The following is an 18635-nucleotide window of genomic DNA, read 5'->3' as shown; positions in this document are numbered from 1 at the left end:
GCGCATGACGAAGCAGTCCCAGGACCATGCGCTGCATGAGCTTGCCGCCACCGACCTGATCGAAGGCTACCGCCGGGGCGATTTCTCCCCGGTGGAGGCCACCCAGGCCGTGCTCGGCCACGTCGAACGTTGGGAGCGCCACCTGCAGGCGCTCTACCTGCTGCGGCCGGAGAAGGCGCTGGAGCAGGCCCGTGCCAGCGAACGCCGCTGGCTGCGTGGCGAGCCGCTCGGCCCCATCGACGGCGTGCCGCTCACGCTCAAGGACAACATCGCCACCGAGGGCGACCCGACCCCGCTGGGCACGGCCGCGGTCGAGCTGGTGCCGGCGGCCGCCGACGCACCGCCCGCGGCCCGAGTGCGCGAAGGCGGCGGCGTGGTGTTCGCCAAGACCACCATGCCCGACTACGGCATGCTGTCCTCGGGCGCCTCCAGCTTCCATGCGCTGGCGCGCAACCCGTGGAACCTGGACATGACACCGGGCGGCTCCAGCGCCGGCGCAGGGGCGGCGGCGGCCGCCGGCTACGGCCCGCTGCACGTGGGCACGGACATCGGCGGTTCGCTGCGCCTGCCGGCCGGCTGGTGCGGCATCTTCACGCTCAAGCCCAGCCTGGGCCGCATCCCGATCGATCCGCCCTACACGGGCCGGGCCGCCGGCCCGATGACGCGCACGGTCGCGGACTCGGCCCTGTTCATGCAGGTGCTCGCCCGCCCCGATGTGCGCGACAGCATGGGCCTGCCCTGGCAGGACATCGCCTGGAAGGACGCCGACGCCGGCGCGGCCAGGCTCAAGGGCCTGCGCATCGGCCTGCTGCTGGAGGCGGGCTGCGGCCTGGCCGTGCTGCCGGAAGTGCGGGCCGCGGTGGAACACGCCGCGCGCCTCTTCGAGCGCGCCGGCGCGCAGGTGCATTCGATGCAGCCCTTCATGACGCAGGGGATGCTCGACGGCATGGACCATTTCTGGCGCATGCGCTCCCACGTGGACCTGAAGGCCCTGCCGTCCGCCCGCCGCGACAAGGTGCTGCCCTACATCCGGCGCTGGGCCGAGAGCGCGGCCGACCTGGGCGGCGAGGCCGTGTTCAAGGCGGCCAGCCAGTTCCACGCGACGCGCGTGGCGACGGTCAACGCGTGCCGGGGTTTCGACTACGTCATCTCGCCGGTGTCGCCGGTGCCCGCCTTCCGGGCGGAACTGCCCTCGCCCACCAACGACCCGCTGCGCCCGCTGGAGCACATCGGCTTCACCGTGCCCTACAACATGTCGGAGCAGCCGGCGGCGTCGATCAACTGCGGCTACACCGCAGACGGCCTGCCCATCGGCCTGCAGATCGCGGGACAGCGCTTCGACGACCTGGGCGTGCTGCAGGTCGCGCGCGCCTTCGAGCTGCTGCGCGACCCGCAACGGCCCTGGCCCCAGCCGCCGTCCGAGGCGCTGGATCATGTGGACTGACGCGCTCGGCAACCCCGTCACGATCGAGGCGGGGGACGGCTCGCTGGCCGCCCTGAACGACTTCGTCGAAGGCTTCATCGCCAGCGAAGCGCGAGCGGTCAACGTGCTCGCGGCCGCCGAGGACCCCTCGCCCATCGTGCAGGCCTGCATCGCCGCGGTCCACATGTTCGCGGAGTCGCGCGAGGCGCCGGCGAATGCGCGGCCCTTCATCGACCGCGCCCTGGCCGGCGCGGCGCGCACCACGCCGCGCGAGCAACGCTTCATCGCGGCCGTCCAGGCCTGGGTCCAGGGCGACGTGCCGCGGGCGATCTCGCTGCACGAGGAGCAGGCCCGCGAACATCCGCGCGACCTGGCCTCGCTCAAGCTCGCCCACTACCACCTGTTCAACCGCGGCGATGCGGCCGGCATGCTGCGCGTCGCGCTGGCCTGCGAGCCGCGCGCGCAGGACGTGCCCTACCTGCACGGCATGCTCGCGTTCGCCTGGGAGCAGTGCCACGGGCTCGAAGAAGCGGAGGCGCATGCCCGTCGCGCCATCGCCCTGCGGCGCAAGGAGCCCTGGGCCCACCATGCGCTGGCGCACGTGATGCTGACCCAGGGCCGCATCGTCGAGGGCCACGCGTTCCTGGCCGACGTCAGCGACACCTGGAGCGGCCTGAACTCCTTCATGGTCACCCACAACTGGTGGCACCAGGCGCTCTTCGCGATCGAGCTGGACCGCGGCGACGAGGCGCTGGCCGTCTTCGACCGGCAGGTGTGGGGCGTGGCCAAGGACTACTCGCAGGACCAGATCAACGCCGTGTCGCTGCTCGCCCGGCTGGAGCTGGCGGGCTTCGGCGTGGGCGACCGCTGGCAGGACCTGGCCGACCACCTGGCGCCGCGCACCGGCGACCAGGTGCTGCCCTTCCTCGACCTGCAGTACCTGCTCGGGCTGGCGCGGGCGGGCCGGCCCGAAGCGGACACCTTGCTCGCCAACATGAAGTCGCATGCGGCCGACGCAGCGCCTTCGCAGCGCGAGGTCTGGCGCGACGTCTGCCTGCCCGCGGCCGACGGCCTGCTGGCCTGGGCGCGCGGCGACCATGCGTCCGCGGTGCGCGGGTTGGGCCAGGCCCTGCCGCGGCTGCTGGAGATCGGCGGCAGCCACGCGCAGCGCGACCTGTTCTCGCAGATCCACCTCGACGCGCTGGTGCGCAGCGGCCACCTGGGCGGCGCGCAGAACCTGCTGCAGCAGCAGATCCGCTCGCAGCCGGAATCCCGGCGCCTGCGACGGCAAGGCGCGCAGCTCTATGCCGCGCTCGGGCTGTCACACGCGGCGGACCGCCTGCTATGACGACACTGGTGCTGATCCCCGGCCTGGCCGGCGACGAGGCGATGTGGCGCGACCAGCTTGCCGGCCTCGCGGACCTGCGTCCCGAAGTGAGCGACGTCCACATGCGCCATGCCAGCCTGCCGGAGATGGCAGCGGCGCTGCTGGCACGGCACCCGGGCCCGCTCGCGCTGTGCGGCGCCTCCATGGGCGGGATGGTCGCGATGGAAGCGGCCCGCCAGGCGCCGGGCCGGGTCGTGGGGCTCGCGCTCCTGGGCACCAGCGCGCGGCCGGAGGACGAGGAGATGCGAGGCGTGCGCGAGAAGGCCATCGAGCTCTTCGCGCAGGGGCGGGTGAAGGAAGTGATCGAGCCCAACGCCGGCCTGGCCTTCCACCCGGACCATGCGCGCGACCCGGAACTGGTCGGCCGCTACCTGGAATTCGTCCTGCGCGCCGGCGCGGGGCAGTTGATCCGCCAGAACCGCGCGGTGATCGGCCGCCCCGATGCGCGCCGGCACCTGCCTTCGCTGCGCTGCCCGGTGCTGGTGATCTGCGGCGACGACGACCAGCTCACGCCGCCCGAGCTTTCGCGCGAGATCGCGCAGCTCGCGCCCAGCGCCGAACTGATGCTGCTGCCCCGGTGCGGGCACATGCTGACGATGGAGCAGCCGCATGCGGTCAACCACGCCCTGCGGCGGTGGTACGCGCGGCTCGAGAGGCCTACGGACCGCCCAGGCTCCTGACCTTCTCCTGCAGGCGCCGCTGCACGGTGGGCGACACGAACTTGTCGATCTCGCCGCCCAGCACCGCGATCTCCCGCACGAAGGTGCTGCTGATGAACTGGTACTTGTCGCTGGGCGTGAGGAACACGGTCTCCACTTCCGGCATCAGGCTGCGGTTCATGCCGGCCAGCTGGAACTCGTAGTCGAAGTCGGTGACCGCGCGCAGGCCGCGCACCATGGCCTTGCCGCCGCGGGCCACGACGAAGTCGCGCAGCAGGCCGGAGAAGCTTTCCACCGTCACCTGGGGATAGGCCTTGACGACCTCGCGCGCCATCTCGATGCGTTCGGTCAGCGAGAACATGGCCTTCTTGTGGTGGCCGGCCGCGACGGCGACGATCACCTTCTCGAACAGCTGGATGGCCCGCCGCACCACGTCCTCATGGCCCAGGGTCATGGGGTCGAAGGTGCCGGGGTAGACGGCGATGACGGATTGGTTGGCCATGGCGGATGGAGGGACGAACCTCGGCGGATTATGGGCCCGGGTCGGCCGCCCGGCCGAGGAGGTGGGCATGGACCGCGCCGGCCTTGAGGTGGCGGTGGATCGAGAGGCCGGCGGCCGCCGCCTGCGCCGCCGACCAGGGCGCCGGCGATTCCAGGTAGACCAGCCCATCCGGACCGAGGGCGGGGACCGCAGCGGCCACGGCCTTGTCGAAGAGCCCCGCGTCGAACGGCGGGTCCAGGAACACCAGGTCCAGGCCGGCGCCGGCGAATTCCTTGAGCACCGACAGGCCGTTGGCGCGCCGCACCTCGACGGTGTCGGCTGCCAGCCTGGCCTTCAGGGCGCGAAGCGTGCTGACGAGCTCGGGGTCCTGCTCGACCAGCAGCACCTGGCTGGCGCCCCGCGAGGCGGCTTCGAAGCCGAGCGCGCCGGTGCCGGCGAACACGTCCAGGCAGCGCCAGCCGCCCAGGTCCTGGCCCAGCCAGTTGAAGAGCGTCTCGCGCACGCGGTCGGGGGTGGGGCGCAGGCCCGGCTTGTCGGCCACCGGCAGGCGGGTGCGCTTCCACTGGCCGCCGACGATGCGCACCTCGTTGGGGGCGCGGCGGGCGGCCGGGGCGGGACGGGCGGGACGGGGCATGGCCCGCGACTTTAAGCGAGGCCCCAAAAAAACCGGCGCGGCCCTTGCGGCACCGCGCCGTGATTCCTCTCTAGTTTTCTTGTGCCTGCTCTTGTTTCGACCGGTCTTCCGAGTCCCGTGTGACAGCTCGTGGCCGGATTCTTGGCGAAAACGCGCCGCGGGGAAAGGCCAGCCCTGTCAGAGTTGACAGGCTGGACAAGCGAGTTTTCTACGGGGCGGCGCCCACCGTGACCGTCACCATGCGCTCGGGCTGCAGCTTGCGCGCCATCGCCGCGCGCACGTCCTGGGCGCTGACCTTCGCGACCTGCGCCGGCCACGTGTCCAGGTAGTCCAGCGGCAGGTTGTTCCAGGCGATGGCCGCGACGTTGTCCAGCAGCTTGCGGTTGCTGTCGATGCGCAGCGGGAAGCCGCCGATCAGGAAATCCTTGGCTGCCTTGAGTTCGGCTGCGCTAGGGCCCTCGGCGACGAACCGCGCCACCACGTCCTTGGCCACCTGGACCGCCTGCCCCGCCTGGTCGGGCCGCGTCTGCAGGCCGACGGTGAAGGCGCCCGCGTGCAGCCCCGGCGAGAAATAGCTGTAGGCGCCATAGGAAAGCCCGCGCTTCTCGCGCACCTCGGTCGACAGCCGCGAGATCAGTCCCCCGCCGCCCAGGATGTAGTTGCCCACCAGCAGCGGGAAATAGTCCGGGTCGCTGCGCTTGTAGCCGGGCTGGCCGATCAGGACATGGGCCTGGGCCGACTGGAAGGGGATGGCCTGGGTGAAGGGCGCCGCCAGGGGCGGCACTTCCGCCACCGGGGGCAGCGCGGCGCACTCGCCGGCACCCTGGGGCAGCCGCGCCAGCATGCGGGCCACCAGCGCGTCGGCCTGGACCCGGTCGACGTTGCCGACCACGCTCACCTTGGCGCGGCAGGGCAGCACGTGGGCGCGGAAGAAGCGGCGCATGTCCTCCACGCCGAACGCGGCCAGCGAAGCTTCGGTGACGTCGGCGCCGTAGGGATGGCCGCTGTAGACCGCGTGCTGGTAGGCGCGCGAGGCCACCGTGGCGGGCCGGGTGTTCGCCTCGCGGATCGAAGCGGCCAGCCGCTGGCGGTCGCGCTGCCAGACGTAGTCGGGAAAGGCGGGCTCCCCGAGCTGGCGCGCCGCCAGGTGGATGGCGCGGTCCAGCAGCGTTGCATCGGTGAGCGAGCGCAGGCTGAAGCTCATCCGGTCGCTGCCGGCATCGCCGCCGAAGCCCGCGCCCAGGTCAGCCCAGGCCTCGCCCAGCTGGTTCTCGTCCAGCGCCGGCTCTGCTCCCTGGGCCAGCAGGCCCTTGCCGGTCATCGAGGCCGTCATGCTGGCCAGGCCGGCCTGCCCGGCGGGGTCGCGCCGGCCGCCGGCATCGAAGTCGATCTGCACGTCGACCATCGGGATGCTGCGGCTTTCCACCAGGTAGACCTGCGCGCCGTTCGGTTGTTGCCACTTCTGGATCGGCAGGGCCGCCCGGGCCATGGGCCCGAAGGCCAGCAGCAAAACGAGGCCGACGCCTTGGAAGAGTCTTTTTTTCGCGTTGAACATCGCCCAGCCTCCTAGTGCCTCAGGCCGGCCGGCGGCGTGCGCGGACGGGCAGCGGGATCGCGCGGCAGCGGCCGCAAGGTGCCGACGGTGAGCTGGTCGTCGCCGAAGTACTTGGCCGCGACCGCCTGCACCTGCTGCGCCGTCACGGCCTTGAGCCGGTCCATCAGGCGTTCGGCCGCATCCAGCGGCAGGCCCCAGGACCAGAACGTCCCCAGCTCCCGTGCCTGGCTGAACACCGAATCGCGTTTGTAGACCTCGGCGGCGATCCAGCGGGTCTTCACGCGCTGCAGCTCGCTCTCGCTCACGCCTTCGCGCGCGACCCGCGCGACCTCGGCGCGCAGCGCGGCCTCCACCTGCTCCGGCGTCTTGCCCGGGGCTGGCACGCCGTCCAGCGTGAACAGCTGCGGGCCCCGGCCCCAGAGGCCGTTGCCCGCGCCGGCGCTGTCGGCCACGCGGTCCTCGCCCTGCGTCAGCGCGCGGTCCAGCCGCGCGCCGCTGTAGCCGTCCAGCACCGCGGCCAGCACGGTGAGCGCCAGCGCTTCGTCCGCCTCGGCGCTGGGCTCGAAGCTGCGCAGCTGCGGCACCTTGTACGACAGCGCCACGTACGACTGCTCGGCCGGCGCCTTGTGCTCCACCCGGCGCACGCCGGCCTGGGGCGGCTCGGCGCGCGGCTTGCGCGCCGGGGCGGCCCGCGCGGGGATGCTCCCGTAGTGGCGCTCGGCGAGGCGCAGCACCTCGGCCGGGTCGACGTCGCCGGCCACCACCACGGCGGCATTGGCGGGCACGTACCAGCGCTGGTAGAAATCGCGCGCGTCCTGCGGGGTCATCGCGTCGAGGTCGCTCATCCAGCCCGAGATCGGCCGCCGGTAGGGCGAGGCCAGGAAGGCCGTCCCGCTGATCACCTCGTACAGCATCGAGCGCGGCGCGTCCTCGATGCGAAGGCGCCGCTCCTCCTTGACCACCTCGATCTCGCGCCGGAACTCCTCGTCCGGCCAGCGGTTGTTGGCGAAGCGGTCGGCTTCCAGGCGCATCACCTCGTCCAGCTTGCCGGCGGGGATCTGCTGGTGGTAGCCGGTGTAGTCGCGCCCGGTGAAGGCGTTCTCGCGCCCGCCCATCGCGGCCACGCGGCGCGAGAACTCGCCGGGTGCGAGCCGCGCCGTGCCCTTGAAGAGCATGTGCTCCAGCAGGTGGGCCACGCCGCTGGTGCCGTCGACCTCGTCCATGGCGCCCACGCGCACCCACAGCATGTGGACGGCGGTCGGCGCGCGGCGGTCGGGCTTGACGATGAGCGTCAGGCCGTTGGCCAGCGTGAACTGCACCGGCGCGGTGGCGGGTTCGGAAGCTGTGCGGGAGGTGGAGGTAGCCGGCGCCTGCGCGATCGCGCCGCCACCGGCGAGGAACAGCGTGGCACAGCAGGCGACGGCCACGCGTCTCAGGGGGTGTTTCATAGAATCCCTTGATTCTAGAAACCCACCCGATGTTCAGTTTCTTCCGCAGAAAACCGGCGGCCACTCCAGCACCTGCCCCGGCTGCGACGCCCCTTCCCCCCGAACCCGTCGCGCCGGCGCCTGTCGCACCGGTCGCGCTGGCCCCGCCGCCACCGGTGGCGCAACCCGCGCCTGTGCCCGTTCCTGTGGCGGCGCCTTCGCTCGCGCCCGCACCCGCGCCCGTGATGGCCCCGCCCCCCGCGCCCGCCCCCACGCCGACGCCGGCGCCCGCCCCCTCCGGCGGCCTCATCGGCAGCGCCCTGGTCAAGGCCATGGACGTCCCCGTGGCCCCGCCGGTGGCGCCGGAGCGCCAGAGCTGGATGGAGCGGCTCAGCGCCGGCCTGCGCAAGACCGGCTCCAACCTGACCCAGGTGTTCACCGGCGGCCAGATCGACGACCAGCTCTACGAGGAGCTGGAGTCGGCCCTGCTGCTGGCCGACACCGGCGTCAGCGCCACCCAGCACCTGCTGGACGAGGTCAAGCGCAAGGTCGCGTCCACCGGCGCCACCCGGCCGGTGCAGGTGAAGAACATCCTGGGCGACGTGCTCACGCAGCTGCTCAAGCCGCTGGAGAAGACGCTGGTGATCGGCCAGCAGCAGCCCACCGTGATCATGGTGGCCGGCGTCAATGGCGCAGGCAAGACGACCTCCATCGGCAAGCTGACCAAGCACCTGGCCGACGAAGGCGCTTCGGTGCTGCTCGCCGCAGCCGACACGTTCCGCGCCGCCGCGCGCGAGCAGCTGGCCATCTGGGCCGACCGCAACACGGTGGAGATCGTCAGCCAGGAAGGCGGCGATCCCGCCGCGGTGAGCTTCGATGCAGTGAACGCCGGACGCGCGCGCGGCAAGGACGTGGTGATCGTCGACACCGCCGGCCGCCTGCCCACGCAGCTTCACCTGATGGAGGAACTGCGCAAGATCAAGCGCGTGGTGCAGAAGGCCCAGCCCGACGCGCCGCACGAAGTGCTGCTGGTGATCGACGGCAACACCGGCCAGAACGCGCTGGCGCAGGTGAAGGCCTTCGACCAGGTCCTCGGCCTCACCGGCCTGGTGGTCACCAAGCTCGATGGCACCGCCAAGGGCGGCGTGCTGGCCGCCATCGCCCAGGAGAAACCCGTGCCCGTGTACTTCATTGGCGTTGGCGAGAAACTGCAGGACCTGGAAACCTTCAACGCCCGCGAGTTCTCGCAGGCGCTGCTGGGTTGAGGCTACCCATGAACGCACCCTCCCCCAATGAACCGCGCCTGACTTCCCTGTCGCATGGCGGCGGCTGCGGCTGCAAGATCGCGCCCGGCGTGCTGTCGGAGATCCTGAAGAACACGGCCCGCCTGCCGATGCCGCCCGAGCTGCTGGTGGGCATCGAGACCGCCGACGACGCCGCGGTCTACCAGCTCAACGACGAGCAGGCCCTGGTGGCGACCACCGACTTCTTCATGCCTATCGTGGACGATCCGCACGACTTCGGCCGGATCGCCGCGACCAACGCGATCTCCGACGTGTACGCGATGGGCGGGCGGCCGATCCTGGCGCTGGCCCTGGTGGGCATGCCGGTCAACGTGCTGTCCACGCAGACCATCGGCCGCATCCTGGCCGGCGGCGAGTCGGTCTGCCGCGCGGCCGGCATCCCCATCGCGGGCGGCCACACCATCGACTCGGTCGAGCCGATCTACGGGCTGGTGGCGCTCGGGCTGGTGCATCCCAAGCGCGTGCGCCGCAATGCCGACGCCCGCCCGGGCGACCGGCTGGTGCTGGGCAAGCCGCTGGGCGTGGGCGTGCTGTCCGCGGCGCTCAAGAAGGGGGCGCTCGATGCCGCCGGCTACGAGCGGATGATCGCCACCACCACGCGGCTGAACACCCCCGGCCCGGACCTGGCGGCGCTGGACGGCGTGCATGCGCTCACCGACGTCACCGGCTTCGGCCTGGCCGGCCATGCGCTGGAGCTGGCGCGAGGTGCCGGCGCGACGGTGCACCTGGAGTGGCGGCGCGTGCCCCTGCTCGCGGGCGTCGCCGAACTCGCGGCCGGCGGGCACATCACCGGCGCCTCGGGCCGCAACTGGGCGGGCTACGGCGAGCAGGTGGTGCTCCCCGACGGCTTCGGCGCCACCGCGCAGGCCCTGCTCACCGACCCGCAGACCAGCGGCGGGCTGCTGGTGTCCTGCACGCCGGAGAGCGTCGCGCAGGTCCTGGGCGTCTTCCGCGCGCACGGCTTCGCCGACGCGGTGGAGATCGGCGAAGTGGCCGCCGGGCCGGCGCGGCTCGTGGTCCGCTAGGCCGCGGCCACTTCGCCCCGCAGCCATTCGGCGTAGGCGGGGCTGGCGGCCATCGTCTGCCAGAGCAGCTGCGGCACGTCGTACGGGTGCTCTTCGGCGAAGAACGCCTGCAGGCGCGGCAGCAGCGAGGGCAGCGTCTTGACGGTCAGGCGCACCTCGGGATCGGCGCAGAAGGCGCCCTCCCAGCGGTAGTGCGACTGCACGCCCTCGTCGAGTTGCACGCAGGCGGCCAGCCGCTGCTCCACCAGCGCCCGGGCCAGGCGCTGGGCGTCCTCGCGTGTCGCCACGGTGGTGGTCAGGCTGAGAATGTCCATCTACAGTTCCACGAGCGGGGCAGGCCCCGGACTGCGGATTGTTCCAAAACGACCAGGAGACCGACATGCAGACCCTCACCGAACCGACTGCCGGCGCCGCCACGCGCCGCGTCGACGCGCTGCTCGCCCACTACGGCGAGAGCCACCGCAACCCGACCAACGAGGCCATCCACTGCGTGGCCATCCCGCTCATCATGCTCAGCCTGCTCGGGCTGCTGAGCGCGCTGCATCCCTGGGTGGCCTACGCCTTCGTGGCCGCCAGCCTCGTCTATTACGCCCGGCTGTCGGTGATGTTCCTGCTGTCCATGGCCGTGGTGTCGGCCGTCGGGCTGGCGCTGGTCCATGCGATGGGCCCGAACGTGCTGCCGATCTCGGCCGCGATCTTCGTCCTGGCCTGGATCGCCCAGTTCGTCGGGCACAAGATCGAGGGCAGGAAGCCCTCCTTCTTCGAGGACCTGCAGTACCTCTGGGTCGGCCCCCTCTTCGTGCTGAGCCTGCTGTTCCGCAAGCTGGGTGTCCGCTGGTAGAATGTTGGCGCACACTCACTGGAAGAGTTAGCTGGAGATTAGGCCCCTTCCGGTTTCGGGAACCCGTCGTTCGATCGGGGACTCCATCCCTCCGTGTCGGTTTTGTCCTATCGCAGGGATTGAACTTACGCCTTAGCACTCCCTCCAAGCGAGTGCTAACATGACCAATACATTGAAAGGAGCACCCGGTATGACAGCCTCGATCGCAGCCCCTAGCGGCGCATTGGCCGTCGCCAGCCCGTGGTCGGTCGTTCCTTCGCTGGGCAACCTCGACGCCTACATCTCGGCGGTGAACCGCCTGCCGATGCTCACTCCGGAAGAGGAGCGGGACTTCGCGCGCAAATTCAAGGATGAGAACGACCTGGAAGCGGCCGGAAAACTGGTGCTCTCGCACCTGCGGCTGGTGGTGTCGGTCTCCCGCAAGTACCTGGGCTACGGCCTGCCGCACGGCGACCTGATCCAGGAAGGCAACATCGGCCTGATGAAGGCGGTCAAGCGCTTCGACCCCGAACAGGGCGTGCGCCTGGTGAGCTATGCCTTGCACTGGATCAAGGCCGAGATCCACGAGTACATCCTGAAGAACTGGCGCATGGTCAAGGTGGCCACCACCAAGGCCCAGCGCAAGCTGTTCTTCAACCTGCGTTCGATGAAGCAGGGCTTCAAGGACGACGAGGACGCGCAGACCCACCGCGACACCCTCACCGACGCGCAGATCGACGTGATGGCCCGCGAGCTGAACGTCAAGCGCGAGGAAGTCATCGAGATGGAGACCCGCATGTCCGGCGGCGACGTCCTGCTCGACCCCACGCCCGGCGACGACGGCGAAGAAGCCTTCGGCCCCATCGCCTACCTGGCCGACGCCGCCCACGAGCCCACGGCCGTGCTGGAATCCCAGCAGCGCGACGCCATGGCCACCGACGGCATCGCCGCGGCGCTGGAGGAGCTCGATCCGCGCAGCCGCCGCATCGTCGAGGAGCGCTGGCTGAAGGTGAACGACGACGGCTCCGGCGGCATGACGCTGCACGAGCTGGCCGCCGAGTACGGCGTGTCGGCCGAGCGCATCCGCCAGATCGAAGTGGCCGCCATGAAGAAGATGCGCAAGGCGCTCACCGCGTACGCCTGACAGTCGTCCTGGCGACAGTCTCGTGGAAAGCCCGGCACCGCCGGGCTTTTTTACGCCTCATCCGTTTGGCGTAAGGCCGAGGCAGGAGACTGTCGGCGACACTCGGGTGGTGAGGCGACTGCTCATCATCTGCCGCACCCTGCTGTGGTCGTGGCTCCTGGCTTGCTCGGCGGCGATGGCCCAGCCCGCGTCCGAATCCATCGTCCTGGGGCCGGGCGGCGGCAAGCTGCCGCTCGACGGCCGGTCGCTCTACTGGGTCGACTCCGCGCGCATGAAGACCCCGCAGGACCTGGAGGTGCAGTCCGCCGAAACGCCCTGGGCGCTGCGCACGAAAGGGCTTCAGCACCCGCTGGACGGCCAGGCCCTGTGGGTTCGTTTCGACGCCGAGGTGCGCGACACCGAATCCTGGTACCTCGCCATCGGCTCCTCCGGCATCGACCGCGCGCAGCTGTTCTACCGCCAGGAGGACGGCAGCTGGCGCACGCAGGAAGCGGGCGACAGCGTGCCCGTGTCGCAGTGGCCGGTGCCCGGCCGCGTCCCCACCTTCGAACTCTCGCGCCCGACCGCCAAGCCGGTCACCTACTGGCTGCGGGTCGAGCACGAGCGGGTCAACTTCGGGGCGGAACTGGCGCTCTACAGCCAGGGCGAGCTGGTCGCCGTGCGCGAACGCGAGCAGTTCCTCCTGGGCGGCTACTTCGGCGTGGCCGTTCTGCTGGCGCTGGTGGCGCTGGCCAATGCGGTCACCTACCGGGACCGCAACTTCTCGGCCTACGCGGCCTACCTGATCGTGTTCACCCTGGGCCAGGCCGCCTACCTGGGTCTGGGGGCGCAGCACCTGTGGGACCAGTCGCTGCAGTGGAACGCCCTGTCCACCTTCCTGCTGCCGGGGCTGTCTGCCGTCGCGGCGTTGTGGTTCGTGCAGGTGGTGACCGAGCCCGCGCGTTTCTCGCGCCTTCTGAACCTGGCGGTAGGCGCCCTCATCGCCGCGCTGCTGGTGGCGGTGGTGCTCGACACCTGGTTCCCCAGCCGCGGCATCCTGCTCACGCGCCTGGGCCTCACGACGGCGGCGCTCGCGCTGGTGGTCGTGCTGATCGGGCTGGTCTGGCTCAAGGGCGACGACCCCGACATCCGCATCATCGCCCTGGGTTTCGTGCCGGTGCTGGTGATGGCGCTGTTCCCGATCGCGCGCGGCCTCGGGCTCACGCCCAACAGCGTCCTCACGCGCTACGGCCTGGCGATCGGCGCCGCGATCGAGATGCCGATCCTGTTCTATGCGCTCAGCCGCCGCGGCACCCGCCGGCGCGAGGCGCACCTGCGGGCCTCGGCGCTGCCGCACACCGACGCGCTCACCGGCCTGGCCGACCGGCGCAGCCTGCTGCAGCGGATGGAAGCGACGTTGCGCCGCGCCCGCGGCCAGAAGCAATCGTGCGCCCTGCTGGTGGTGCGGCTGGCCAACTACGAGGCGATCGCCAGTGAGTACGGCCGCGAGACGCTGGACCGGGCGCTGGTGGTGGCCGCTTCGCACATGCGCCGCTGCGCCACCGACATCGACCTGGCGGCCCGGGTCGACGAGCGCGATTTCGCCCTGCTGATCGAAGGGCCCACCACCCCCGACCAGGCCAACGCCCGCGCGCAGCTGCTGGTGGCCAGCGGCCTGCGCCAGGCCAGCGCGCTGCCGCCGGACCTCACGCTGCGCCTGCAGGTGGTGGTGGCGATGCTGCCCGGCCAGCAGCCGGACGCGGCGTCCGCGCTGCAGTGGGTGCTGGCGGCGGCCGCGCTGGTCAAGCCCGACTCGCGCAAGCAGATCCGGATGCTCTAGGGCCCGGCGGCCGGGTTCCTTTCCACCGTGCGCAGCGCCCGCCGCACGATGTAGGCGGTCTCGAGGCTGGAGGAGGCGCGCCGCCACTGCGCGCAGGTCTCGCGAACCCATTCCGGTTGCGTGCGGCTCGCGTCGTTGAGCCAGTTGGCGACCGAGTTGCGCACGTACAGGCTGGCGTCCGACTTCAGCGGCTCGAGCAGCGGCAGCGCCCGCCAGGGCTCGGCCTTCAGTGCCGGCACCGGCGCGCACCAGACGCCATGCGGCCGCGTGCACTCGCTGGCGAAGCGCCGCACGTTGGGGTCGCCCTCCAGCACCCAGTCGCGCAGCAGCTCCACCACGGCTTGCGGGTCGCGCACCACCTCGTCTCGCACGGCCATCCACGCCATCTCGCGCACGCCGAAGTGCGGGTCGGCCGCGAACCGGCGCACGGCCGCCAGCTTGGCCCGCACCTCGAGCCCGGAACAGGCGATCCACTGGGCCGCCCACGAGCGCGCCACGTCGCTGGGGTGCGTGGCCAGTGCGTGCGCGACGCGGTCCCGCTCGGGGTGCGCCGCCGCCAGGTCGTAGAGGGCCAGCGCGACGTGGCCGTGCCGCCGCATCGGCTTGAACGCGCCCAGCATCGCCAGCGTGTCCTGCAGGCGCTCGGCCTGCGGGTCCAGGCCGATCTGACGGGCCACGTTGCCGGCCAGGCGCGGCAGGTCCAGCGCAAGGAACTCGTTGAGGTTGACGGTGGCCAGCAGGCCTTCGTTCAGGGCCTCCAGCACCTCGGCCGGGATCAGGGCGATGCGCGCGGCACCGCGGCGTTGCAGCAGGTGCTGGACCAAGGGCCGCGCCCAGGCCTGCGTCAGGCCAGCAGCTGCTTCAGGTCGTTGGCCAGGGCCTGCGGGCCGCTGCCGTAGCGCGAATACAGGCGCAGCCGGCCCTGCGGGTCGTACACGAAGCTGGCCGCCGAGTGGTCCATGGTGTAGCTGCCCGGCGTCTTGCCTTCGACCTTCTTGTAGTAGACCTTGAAATCCTTGGCCACCGTGGCCAGCTGCTCGGGCGAGCCGCGCAGCGCGACGAAGTCGGGACCGAAATTCGCCATGTAGGCCTTGAGCACCTGCGGCGTGTCGCGCTCGGGATCGACCGTGACGAACACGCCCTGCACCTTGGTGCCGTCGGCGCCCAGGATCTGCTTGGCCTGCGCGATCTCGGCCAGCGTGGTGGGGCACACGTCCGGGCACTGGGTGAAGCCGAAGAACACCACCACCGCCTTGCCGCGGAAGTCCTGCAGGCTGCGCACCTTGCCCTCGGTGTCGGGCAGCTGGAAGTCCCTGGCGTAGTCGGCGCCGGTGAGGTCGACGGCGGTGAACTGCGGCTTGCGGTCACCGCAGGCGGCCAGCGTGGCGGGCAGCGCGGCGGCGGCGATCAGTCGAAGGGCGTTGCGGCGGTCCATGGCATCACCTTACAGCAGGTAGTGGTCCAGCAGGAGCGCGGCGAACAGCACGCTCAGGTGGATCAGGGAGAAACGGAAGGTCTTGCGCGCGAGCGCGTCGGAGTACTCGCGCCAGAGGCGAAAGCCGTACCACGTGAAGCCGGCGCTCAAGCCCAGCGCGGCCAGCAGGTAGAGCCAGGAGCTCATGCCAATCGCGAAGGGCAGCAGGCAGGCCGCGAACAGCACCAGCGTGTACAACAGGATCTGCAGCCGGGTGAACTCGCTGCCGTGCGTCACCGGCAGCATGGGCAGGCCCGACTTGCGGTAGTCCTCCACGCGATAGAGCGCCAGCGCCCAGAAGTGCGGCGGCGTCCACAGGAAGATGATGAGGAAGAGGACCAGCGCCTCCGGGCCCACGTCGCCGCGCATCGCGGCCCAGCCCAGCACCGGCGGCATGGCGCCCGAGGCGCCGCCGATCACGATGTTCTGCGGCGTGCGCGGCTTGAGCACCACGGTGTAGATGACCGCGTAGCCGACGAAGGTCGCGAAGGTCAGCCACATCGTCAGCGGGTTGACGGTGACGTAGAGCAACGCCGACCCGGTGGCGCACAGCACTGCGGAGAAGAGCAGCGTCTGCGTGTCGGACAGCTCGCCCTTGGCGGTGGGCCGCCAGGCGGTGCGCCGCATCTTGGCGTCGATGCCCTTCTCGATCAGGCAGTTGAAGGCCGCGGCAGCACCGGCGACCAGCCAGATGCCCAGCGCCGCGAACGCCGCGACGCGCAGCTCTTCGAGCGTGGGCGCACCCGGCACCGCCAGCACCATGCCGATGACGGCGCAGAACACGATCAGCTGCACCACGCGCGGCTTGGTGAGCGCGTAGAACTGGGCGACGCGGCTCATGTCCCGGCCCCCCTGCCCGTCGCCATCCGCAAGCCCGGCGCGGCCAACTCGCTGCCGCGCGCGGCGCGGCTCTCGCACAGCGCCCAGGTCAGCACGACCACCAGCGCCGCGGCGCCGCCCGTGTGGGCCAGCGCGCCGAGCAGGGGCCAGCCCAGCACCACGTTCGACAGGCCGCTCAGGAGCTGCCAGGCGGCCAGCGCCGCCAGCGCGCGGGCCTGCCGGGGCAGCGCGGCGCGAAGCTGCCAGGCGGTCGCGAGCAACAGCGGCAGCACGGCATAGGCCGCCAGGCGGTGCACGTAGTGCTTGGCCGTCAACGCGGCGAAGCTCACGTTGCCGCCGTCGGAGGTGACGCCCAGCGGACGCCAGATGTCGAAGGCCTGGGCGAAGTCCATCTCGGGCCACCAGCGGCCGTGGCAGGTGGGGAAGTCGGTGCAGGCCAGCACCGCGTAATTGGTGCTCACCCAGCCGCCCAGGGCCACCTGCAGCCAGACCGCGGCGAAGGTCGCCACCAGCAGCGTGCGAAGGCCCGCGCCCACGCCGACGCGAACCGACGCACCCTCCGCATGCCGATACTCCACGGCCTGCCGGCACAACAGCGCGAGCAGCACCAGCCCGCCCAGCAGGTGCAGCGTGACGATGGCCGGGAACAGCTTCATGGTCACCGTCAGCGCACCGAAGGCGCCGACCAGGCAGACCCACGCCAGGCTGGCGGTGGGCCACCAGGGACTCACCGGCAGCACGTGCCGCCGGCGCAGCACCCAGGTGGCGGTGGCCAGCGTGAGGATCAGCACGCCGACGCCCATCGCCAGGTAGCGGTGGACCATCTCGATCCAGGCCTTGGTGTGGGTGACCGGCCCGGTGGGCATCTGCGCCTGTTCGGCACTGATCTGGGCGTGCGCGCCGAAGGGGCTGGCGCTGGCATAGCAGCCGGGCCAGTCGGGGCAGCCCAGGCCGGAGTCGGTCAGGCGGGTGAAGGCGCCGAACAGCACCAGGTCGAAGGTGAGGAACAGCGTGAGGCCGGTGAGCATGGCCAGGCGCCGGGCCGGCGCCGCCTTGCGGCCGCGCACCCAGAGCCAGGCCAGCGGCCCGAGCGCCACCACCAGCCCCAGCAGCATCAGGCGCAGCGCGGGCGACAGGTCCACCAGCGCGTTCATTGGAAAACCTCCGTGCTGCCCACTGCGGTGCGAGCCCCTTCGGGCGGCCGGGCGGGGCTCATGGCGTGCGGCCGGCTTTGTCCCAGCCGGCGGAAGCGCGCAACAGGCGCTCGAGGTCGCGCTTGGCCTGGGCCGCGCCTTCGCGGTCGAGGCCGGCCGGGAACCGCATCATCCAGTGGCCCATCGGATCGACCACGTACAGGTGCTGGTCGATCGTGCCGCCGGCGGCCGGCTGCAGCCAGCGCGCCAGCTGCTCGCGCGGCAGGCGCAGCACGGTGGCCTGCGCGAGGGCGGGCTTGAGCTCCGGGCGCACCGGCGCGGCGTCGTCGACCAGCCAGACGCGGTCGACGCGGTCCTTGTCCTTGCCGAGCGCCTCGCGCATCTGCCGCTGCAGGTACAGGTGGTTCTCGCACTGCGCGTTGCAGGCGCCGCCGCCCACGACGACCAGCAGCCACTGGCCCTTGAGCTGCGCCAGCGGCACCGGCTGGCCTTCGAGTGTGTCGGCGGTGAGCGCGGGCACCGGACGCTGCGGTTCGATCAGCTCGCCGAAGTTGCGCCGGCCTTCCGGTCGCAGCACGTAGTAGGTGAAGTAGGACGCGATGACGGGGGCCGCGCAGATCAGCATCACCACGAACATCTTGAAGCGGCCGCGCGTGGTGCGCTGCGCTTCCTCGAGCTCGCGCGGGCCGGGCAGCGAATGGACGGTCAGGTCCAGCGGCTGGTCAAACCTGTCGGGGTTGGCGGCGGGGTTGGATGAACTGGAACCAGACATAGAGGAAGGCGATCAGGCCGCACAGGGCCCACCACTGGAATGCGTAGCCGTAATTGGTTGCGGGGCCGCGGCCGGCGACGGCCTCGGGCCATTCGCGCTGCAGCCCCTCGGAGGCCGGCCCCGTCTGCTGCACGCTCGCGTCGGTCAGCAGCTTCAGGCGCGTCTCGGCCGCGAACGGCGGCAGGTCGAGATTTTGCCGGATGGGCCCGGTGGCGGCCGGACCGAACTGGTATAGCTTGGCCGGCGGGGGGGCAATGCGGCCGCGGACCTCGACCTCGCCGGCGGGCGTCTCGATGGCCGGCAGCTGGTCGCGCTGCACGAAGTTGCGCGGCGCCCAGCCGCGCTGCACCAGCACGACCTCGTCGGAGCCCGCCAGCCGCAGCGGCGTGGCCACGTAGAAGCCCACCTTGCCGCCCATCTGCCGGTTGTCCAGGAACACCGTGTGCTCGCCGGCCCAGCGGCCGCGCAGCACCACCGGCCGGTAGCGCTGGGACGGCCGGTCGCCCACGAGGAACTGCGCCTGCGACAGCGGCGGCCGCTCGCGCTGGGCCGCCACCGCGGCGATGAGAGCCGCCTTCTGCTGGCCGCGCCCGAGCTGCCACAGGCCCAGGGCGAAGGTCGCGCCCATGCCCAGCGTGGCGGCCAGCGTGGCGACCCAGAAGCGCGAGCCCGTCATGCCCCGCACCGGATAATCGG

Annotated in this window: 19 protein-coding genes; 8 read left to right on the top strand and 11 right to left on the bottom strand. The window is 71.6% G+C overall.

The features are described from left to right. Window positions 1-4 precede the first annotated feature (4 nt). The 3 genes from ASG30_RS01350 to ASG30_RS01340 are packed head-to-tail and all read left to right on the top strand — an operon-like array spanning window position 5 to window position 3490. A complete protein-coding gene (locus ASG30_RS01350; protein WP_055891441.1) occupies window positions 5-1444 on the top strand; it encodes an amidase in 1440 nt (479 codons plus the stop codon). Further along, the gene (locus ASG30_RS01345) at window positions 1434-2771 is read left to right on the top strand and encodes a tetratricopeptide repeat protein (RefSeq protein WP_055891438.1); all 1338 of its coding nucleotides are present in this window, start codon (window positions 1434-1436) and stop codon (window positions 2769-2771) included. Before ASG30_RS01350 ends, ASG30_RS01345 begins: the two co-directional genes overlap by 11 nt. Continuing rightward, window positions 2768-3490 carry an alpha/beta fold hydrolase gene (locus ASG30_RS01340; RefSeq protein ID WP_055891435.1) on the top strand — a complete coding sequence of 241 codons (723 nt, stop codon included), beginning with the start codon at window positions 2768-2770 and terminating at the stop codon, window positions 3488-3490. The genes ASG30_RS01345 and ASG30_RS01340 overlap by 4 nt, the downstream gene beginning before the upstream one ends. On the opposite strand, the gene coaD is transcribed toward ASG30_RS01340, so the two are convergent. The 4 genes from coaD to ASG30_RS01320 all read right to left on the bottom strand — a co-directional run bounded on the left by coaD (window position 3468) and on the right by ASG30_RS01320 (window position 7608). Beyond that, window positions 3468-3971, bottom strand: a complete 504-nt coding sequence (gene coaD, locus ASG30_RS01335) for a pantetheine-phosphate adenylyltransferase (protein ID WP_055891432.1) — start codon at window positions 3969-3971, stop codon at window positions 3468-3470. The genes ASG30_RS01340 and coaD overlap by 23 nt on opposite strands. A 28-nt stretch (window positions 3972-3999) precedes the next feature. Beyond that, entirely contained in the window at window positions 4000-4605 is a 606-nt protein-coding gene (gene rsmD / locus ASG30_RS01330; protein ID WP_082521809.1) for a 16S rRNA (guanine(966)-N(2))-methyltransferase RsmD, read from the bottom strand. A gap of 208 nt (window positions 4606-4813) precedes the next feature. Continuing rightward, window positions 4814-6160, bottom strand: coding sequence for a M16 family metallopeptidase (locus ASG30_RS01325; protein WP_055891427.1), 1347 nt, complete (start codon window positions 6158-6160; stop codon window positions 4814-4816). Window positions 6161-6171: 11 nt separating this feature from the next. Continuing rightward, window positions 6172-7608, bottom strand: a complete 1437-nt coding sequence (locus ASG30_RS01320; protein WP_055891424.1) for a M16 family metallopeptidase — start codon at window positions 7606-7608, stop codon at window positions 6172-6174. Window positions 7609-7637: 29 nt separating this feature from the next. On the opposite strand from ASG30_RS01320, the gene ftsY reads away from it, so the two are divergent. Further along, window positions 7638-8852 (top strand): signal recognition particle-docking protein FtsY, encoded by a 1215-nt coding sequence (ftsY, locus tag ASG30_RS01315; RefSeq protein ID WP_055891422.1) that lies wholly within the window; start codon window positions 7638-7640, stop codon window positions 8850-8852. Window positions 8853-8860: 8 nt separating this feature from the next. Next, window positions 8861-9916, top strand: coding sequence for a selenide, water dikinase SelD (selD, locus tag ASG30_RS01310; protein ID WP_055891421.1), 1056 nt, complete (start codon window positions 8861-8863; stop codon window positions 9914-9916). Here selD and cutA read toward each other — a convergent pair. After that, window positions 9913-10230 (bottom strand): divalent-cation tolerance protein CutA, encoded by a 318-nt coding sequence (cutA, locus tag ASG30_RS01305; protein ID WP_055891418.1) that lies wholly within the window; start codon window positions 10228-10230, stop codon window positions 9913-9915. The genes selD and cutA overlap by 4 nt on opposite strands. A gap of 65 nt (window positions 10231-10295) precedes the next feature. Between cutA and ASG30_RS01300 the strand changes: the two genes are divergently transcribed. The 3 genes from ASG30_RS01300 (at window position 10296) to ASG30_RS01290 (ending at window position 13699) form a co-directional block, all read left to right on the top strand. After that, the gene (locus ASG30_RS01300; protein ID WP_055891921.1) at window positions 10296-10757 is read left to right on the top strand and encodes an Mpo1 family 2-hydroxy fatty acid dioxygenase; all 462 of its coding nucleotides are present in this window, start codon (window positions 10296-10298) and stop codon (window positions 10755-10757) included. A gap of 190 nt (window positions 10758-10947) precedes the next feature. After that, on the top strand, window positions 10948-11880 hold the full coding sequence (rpoH, locus tag ASG30_RS01295) for an RNA polymerase sigma factor RpoH (RefSeq protein ID WP_055891415.1): 933 nt from the start codon (window positions 10948-10950) through the stop codon (window positions 11878-11880). 109 nt (window positions 11881-11989) lie between these two features. Continuing rightward, window positions 11990-13699: a sensor domain-containing diguanylate cyclase gene (locus ASG30_RS01290; RefSeq protein WP_156385371.1), complete on the top strand. Its 1710-nt coding sequence runs from the start codon at window positions 11990-11992 to the stop codon at window positions 13697-13699. Here the strand turns inward: ASG30_RS01290 and ASG30_RS01285 are convergent. The 6 genes from ASG30_RS01285 to ASG30_RS01260 are packed head-to-tail and all read right to left on the bottom strand — an operon-like array spanning window position 13696 to window position 18615. Then, window positions 13696-14523 carry a DNA alkylation repair protein gene (locus ASG30_RS01285; RefSeq protein WP_235579710.1) on the bottom strand — a complete coding sequence of 276 codons (828 nt, stop codon included), beginning with the start codon at window positions 14521-14523 and terminating at the stop codon, window positions 13696-13698. The two genes, ASG30_RS01290 and ASG30_RS01285, sit on opposite strands and share 4 nt — an antisense overlap. A 20-nt stretch (window positions 14524-14543) precedes the next feature. Next, window positions 14544-15134, bottom strand: a complete 591-nt coding sequence (locus ASG30_RS01280; RefSeq protein ID WP_055891408.1) for an SCO family protein — start codon at window positions 15132-15134, stop codon at window positions 14544-14546. Window positions 15135-15143: 9 nt separating this feature from the next. Further along, window positions 15144-16013, bottom strand: a complete 870-nt coding sequence (cyoE, locus tag ASG30_RS01275; RefSeq protein WP_055891405.1) for a heme o synthase — start codon at window positions 16011-16013, stop codon at window positions 15144-15146. Beyond that, complete coding sequence (locus tag ASG30_RS01270) at window positions 16010-17167, bottom strand: COX15/CtaA family protein (protein ID WP_055891403.1); 1158 nt, start codon at window positions 17165-17167, stop codon at window positions 16010-16012. Before ASG30_RS01270 ends, cyoE begins: the two co-directional genes overlap by 4 nt. Window positions 17168-17225: 58 nt before the next feature. Then, window positions 17226-17939 (bottom strand): SCO family protein, encoded by a 714-nt coding sequence (locus tag ASG30_RS01265; RefSeq protein WP_055891400.1) that lies wholly within the window; start codon window positions 17937-17939, stop codon window positions 17226-17228. Beyond that, entirely contained in the window at window positions 17890-18615 is a 726-nt protein-coding gene (locus tag ASG30_RS01260) for an SURF1 family protein (protein WP_055891397.1), read from the bottom strand. The genes ASG30_RS01265 and ASG30_RS01260 overlap by 50 nt, the downstream gene beginning before the upstream one ends. Window positions 18616-18635: the final 20 nt, after the last annotated feature.

The organism is Ramlibacter sp. Leaf400 (assembly GCF_001424545.1).
Classification (GTDB): domain Bacteria; phylum Pseudomonadota; class Gammaproteobacteria; order Burkholderiales; family Burkholderiaceae_C; genus Ramlibacter.
Note: the sequence above shows the minus strand (reverse complement) of the source record. Positions and strands in the feature narration are given on the sequence as shown.

What these genes read in the sequence shown, in the direction of transcription:
- ASG30_RS01350 (WP_055891441.1), top strand. Translation starts at nt 5, where the DNA reads ATGACGAAGCAGTCCCAGGACCATGCGCTGCATGAGCTTGCCGCCACC.
- ASG30_RS01345 (WP_055891438.1), top strand. Translation starts at nt 1,434, where the DNA reads ATGTGGACTGACGCGCTCGGCAACCCCGTCACGATCGAGGCGGGGGAC.
- ASG30_RS01340 (WP_055891435.1), top strand. Translation starts at nt 2,768, where the DNA reads ATGACGACACTGGTGCTGATCCCCGGCCTGGCCGGCGACGAGGCGATG.
- coaD (WP_055891432.1), bottom strand. Translation starts at nt 3,971, where the DNA reads ATGGCCAACCAATCCGTCATCGCCGTCTACCCCGGCACCTTCGACCCC.
- rsmD (WP_082521809.1), bottom strand. Translation starts at nt 4,605, where the DNA reads ATGCCCCGTCCCGCCCGTCCCGCCCCGGCCGCCCGCCGCGCCCCCAAC.
- ASG30_RS01325 (WP_055891427.1), bottom strand. Translation starts at nt 6,160, where the DNA reads ATGTTCAACGCGAAAAAAAGACTCTTCCAAGGCGTCGGCCTCGTTTTG.
- ASG30_RS01320 (WP_055891424.1), bottom strand. Translation starts at nt 7,608, where the DNA reads ATGAAACACCCCCTGAGACGCGTGGCCGTCGCCTGCTGTGCCACGCTG.
- ftsY (WP_055891422.1), top strand. Translation starts at nt 7,638, where the DNA reads ATGTTCAGTTTCTTCCGCAGAAAACCGGCGGCCACTCCAGCACCTGCC.
- selD (WP_055891421.1), top strand. Translation starts at nt 8,861, where the DNA reads ATGAACGCACCCTCCCCCAATGAACCGCGCCTGACTTCCCTGTCGCAT.
- cutA (WP_055891418.1), bottom strand. Translation starts at nt 10,230, where the DNA reads ATGGACATTCTCAGCCTGACCACCACCGTGGCGACACGCGAGGACGCC.
- ASG30_RS01300 (WP_055891921.1), top strand. Translation starts at nt 10,296, where the DNA reads ATGCAGACCCTCACCGAACCGACTGCCGGCGCCGCCACGCGCCGCGTC.
- rpoH (WP_055891415.1), top strand. Translation starts at nt 10,948, where the DNA reads ATGACAGCCTCGATCGCAGCCCCTAGCGGCGCATTGGCCGTCGCCAGC.
- ASG30_RS01280 (WP_055891408.1), bottom strand. Translation starts at nt 15,134, where the DNA reads ATGGACCGCCGCAACGCCCTTCGACTGATCGCCGCCGCCGCGCTGCCC.
- cyoE (WP_055891405.1), bottom strand. Translation starts at nt 16,013, where the DNA reads ATGAGCCGCGTCGCCCAGTTCTACGCGCTCACCAAGCCGCGCGTGGTG.
- ASG30_RS01270 (WP_055891403.1), bottom strand. Translation starts at nt 17,167, where the DNA reads ATGAACGCGCTGGTGGACCTGTCGCCCGCGCTGCGCCTGATGCTGCTG.
- ASG30_RS01265 (WP_055891400.1), bottom strand. Translation starts at nt 17,939, where the DNA reads ATGTCTGGTTCCAGTTCATCCAACCCCGCCGCCAACCCCGACAGGTTT.
- ASG30_RS01260 (WP_055891397.1), bottom strand. Translation starts at nt 18,615, where the DNA reads ATGACGGGCTCGCGCTTCTGGGTCGCCACGCTGGCCGCCACGCTGGGC.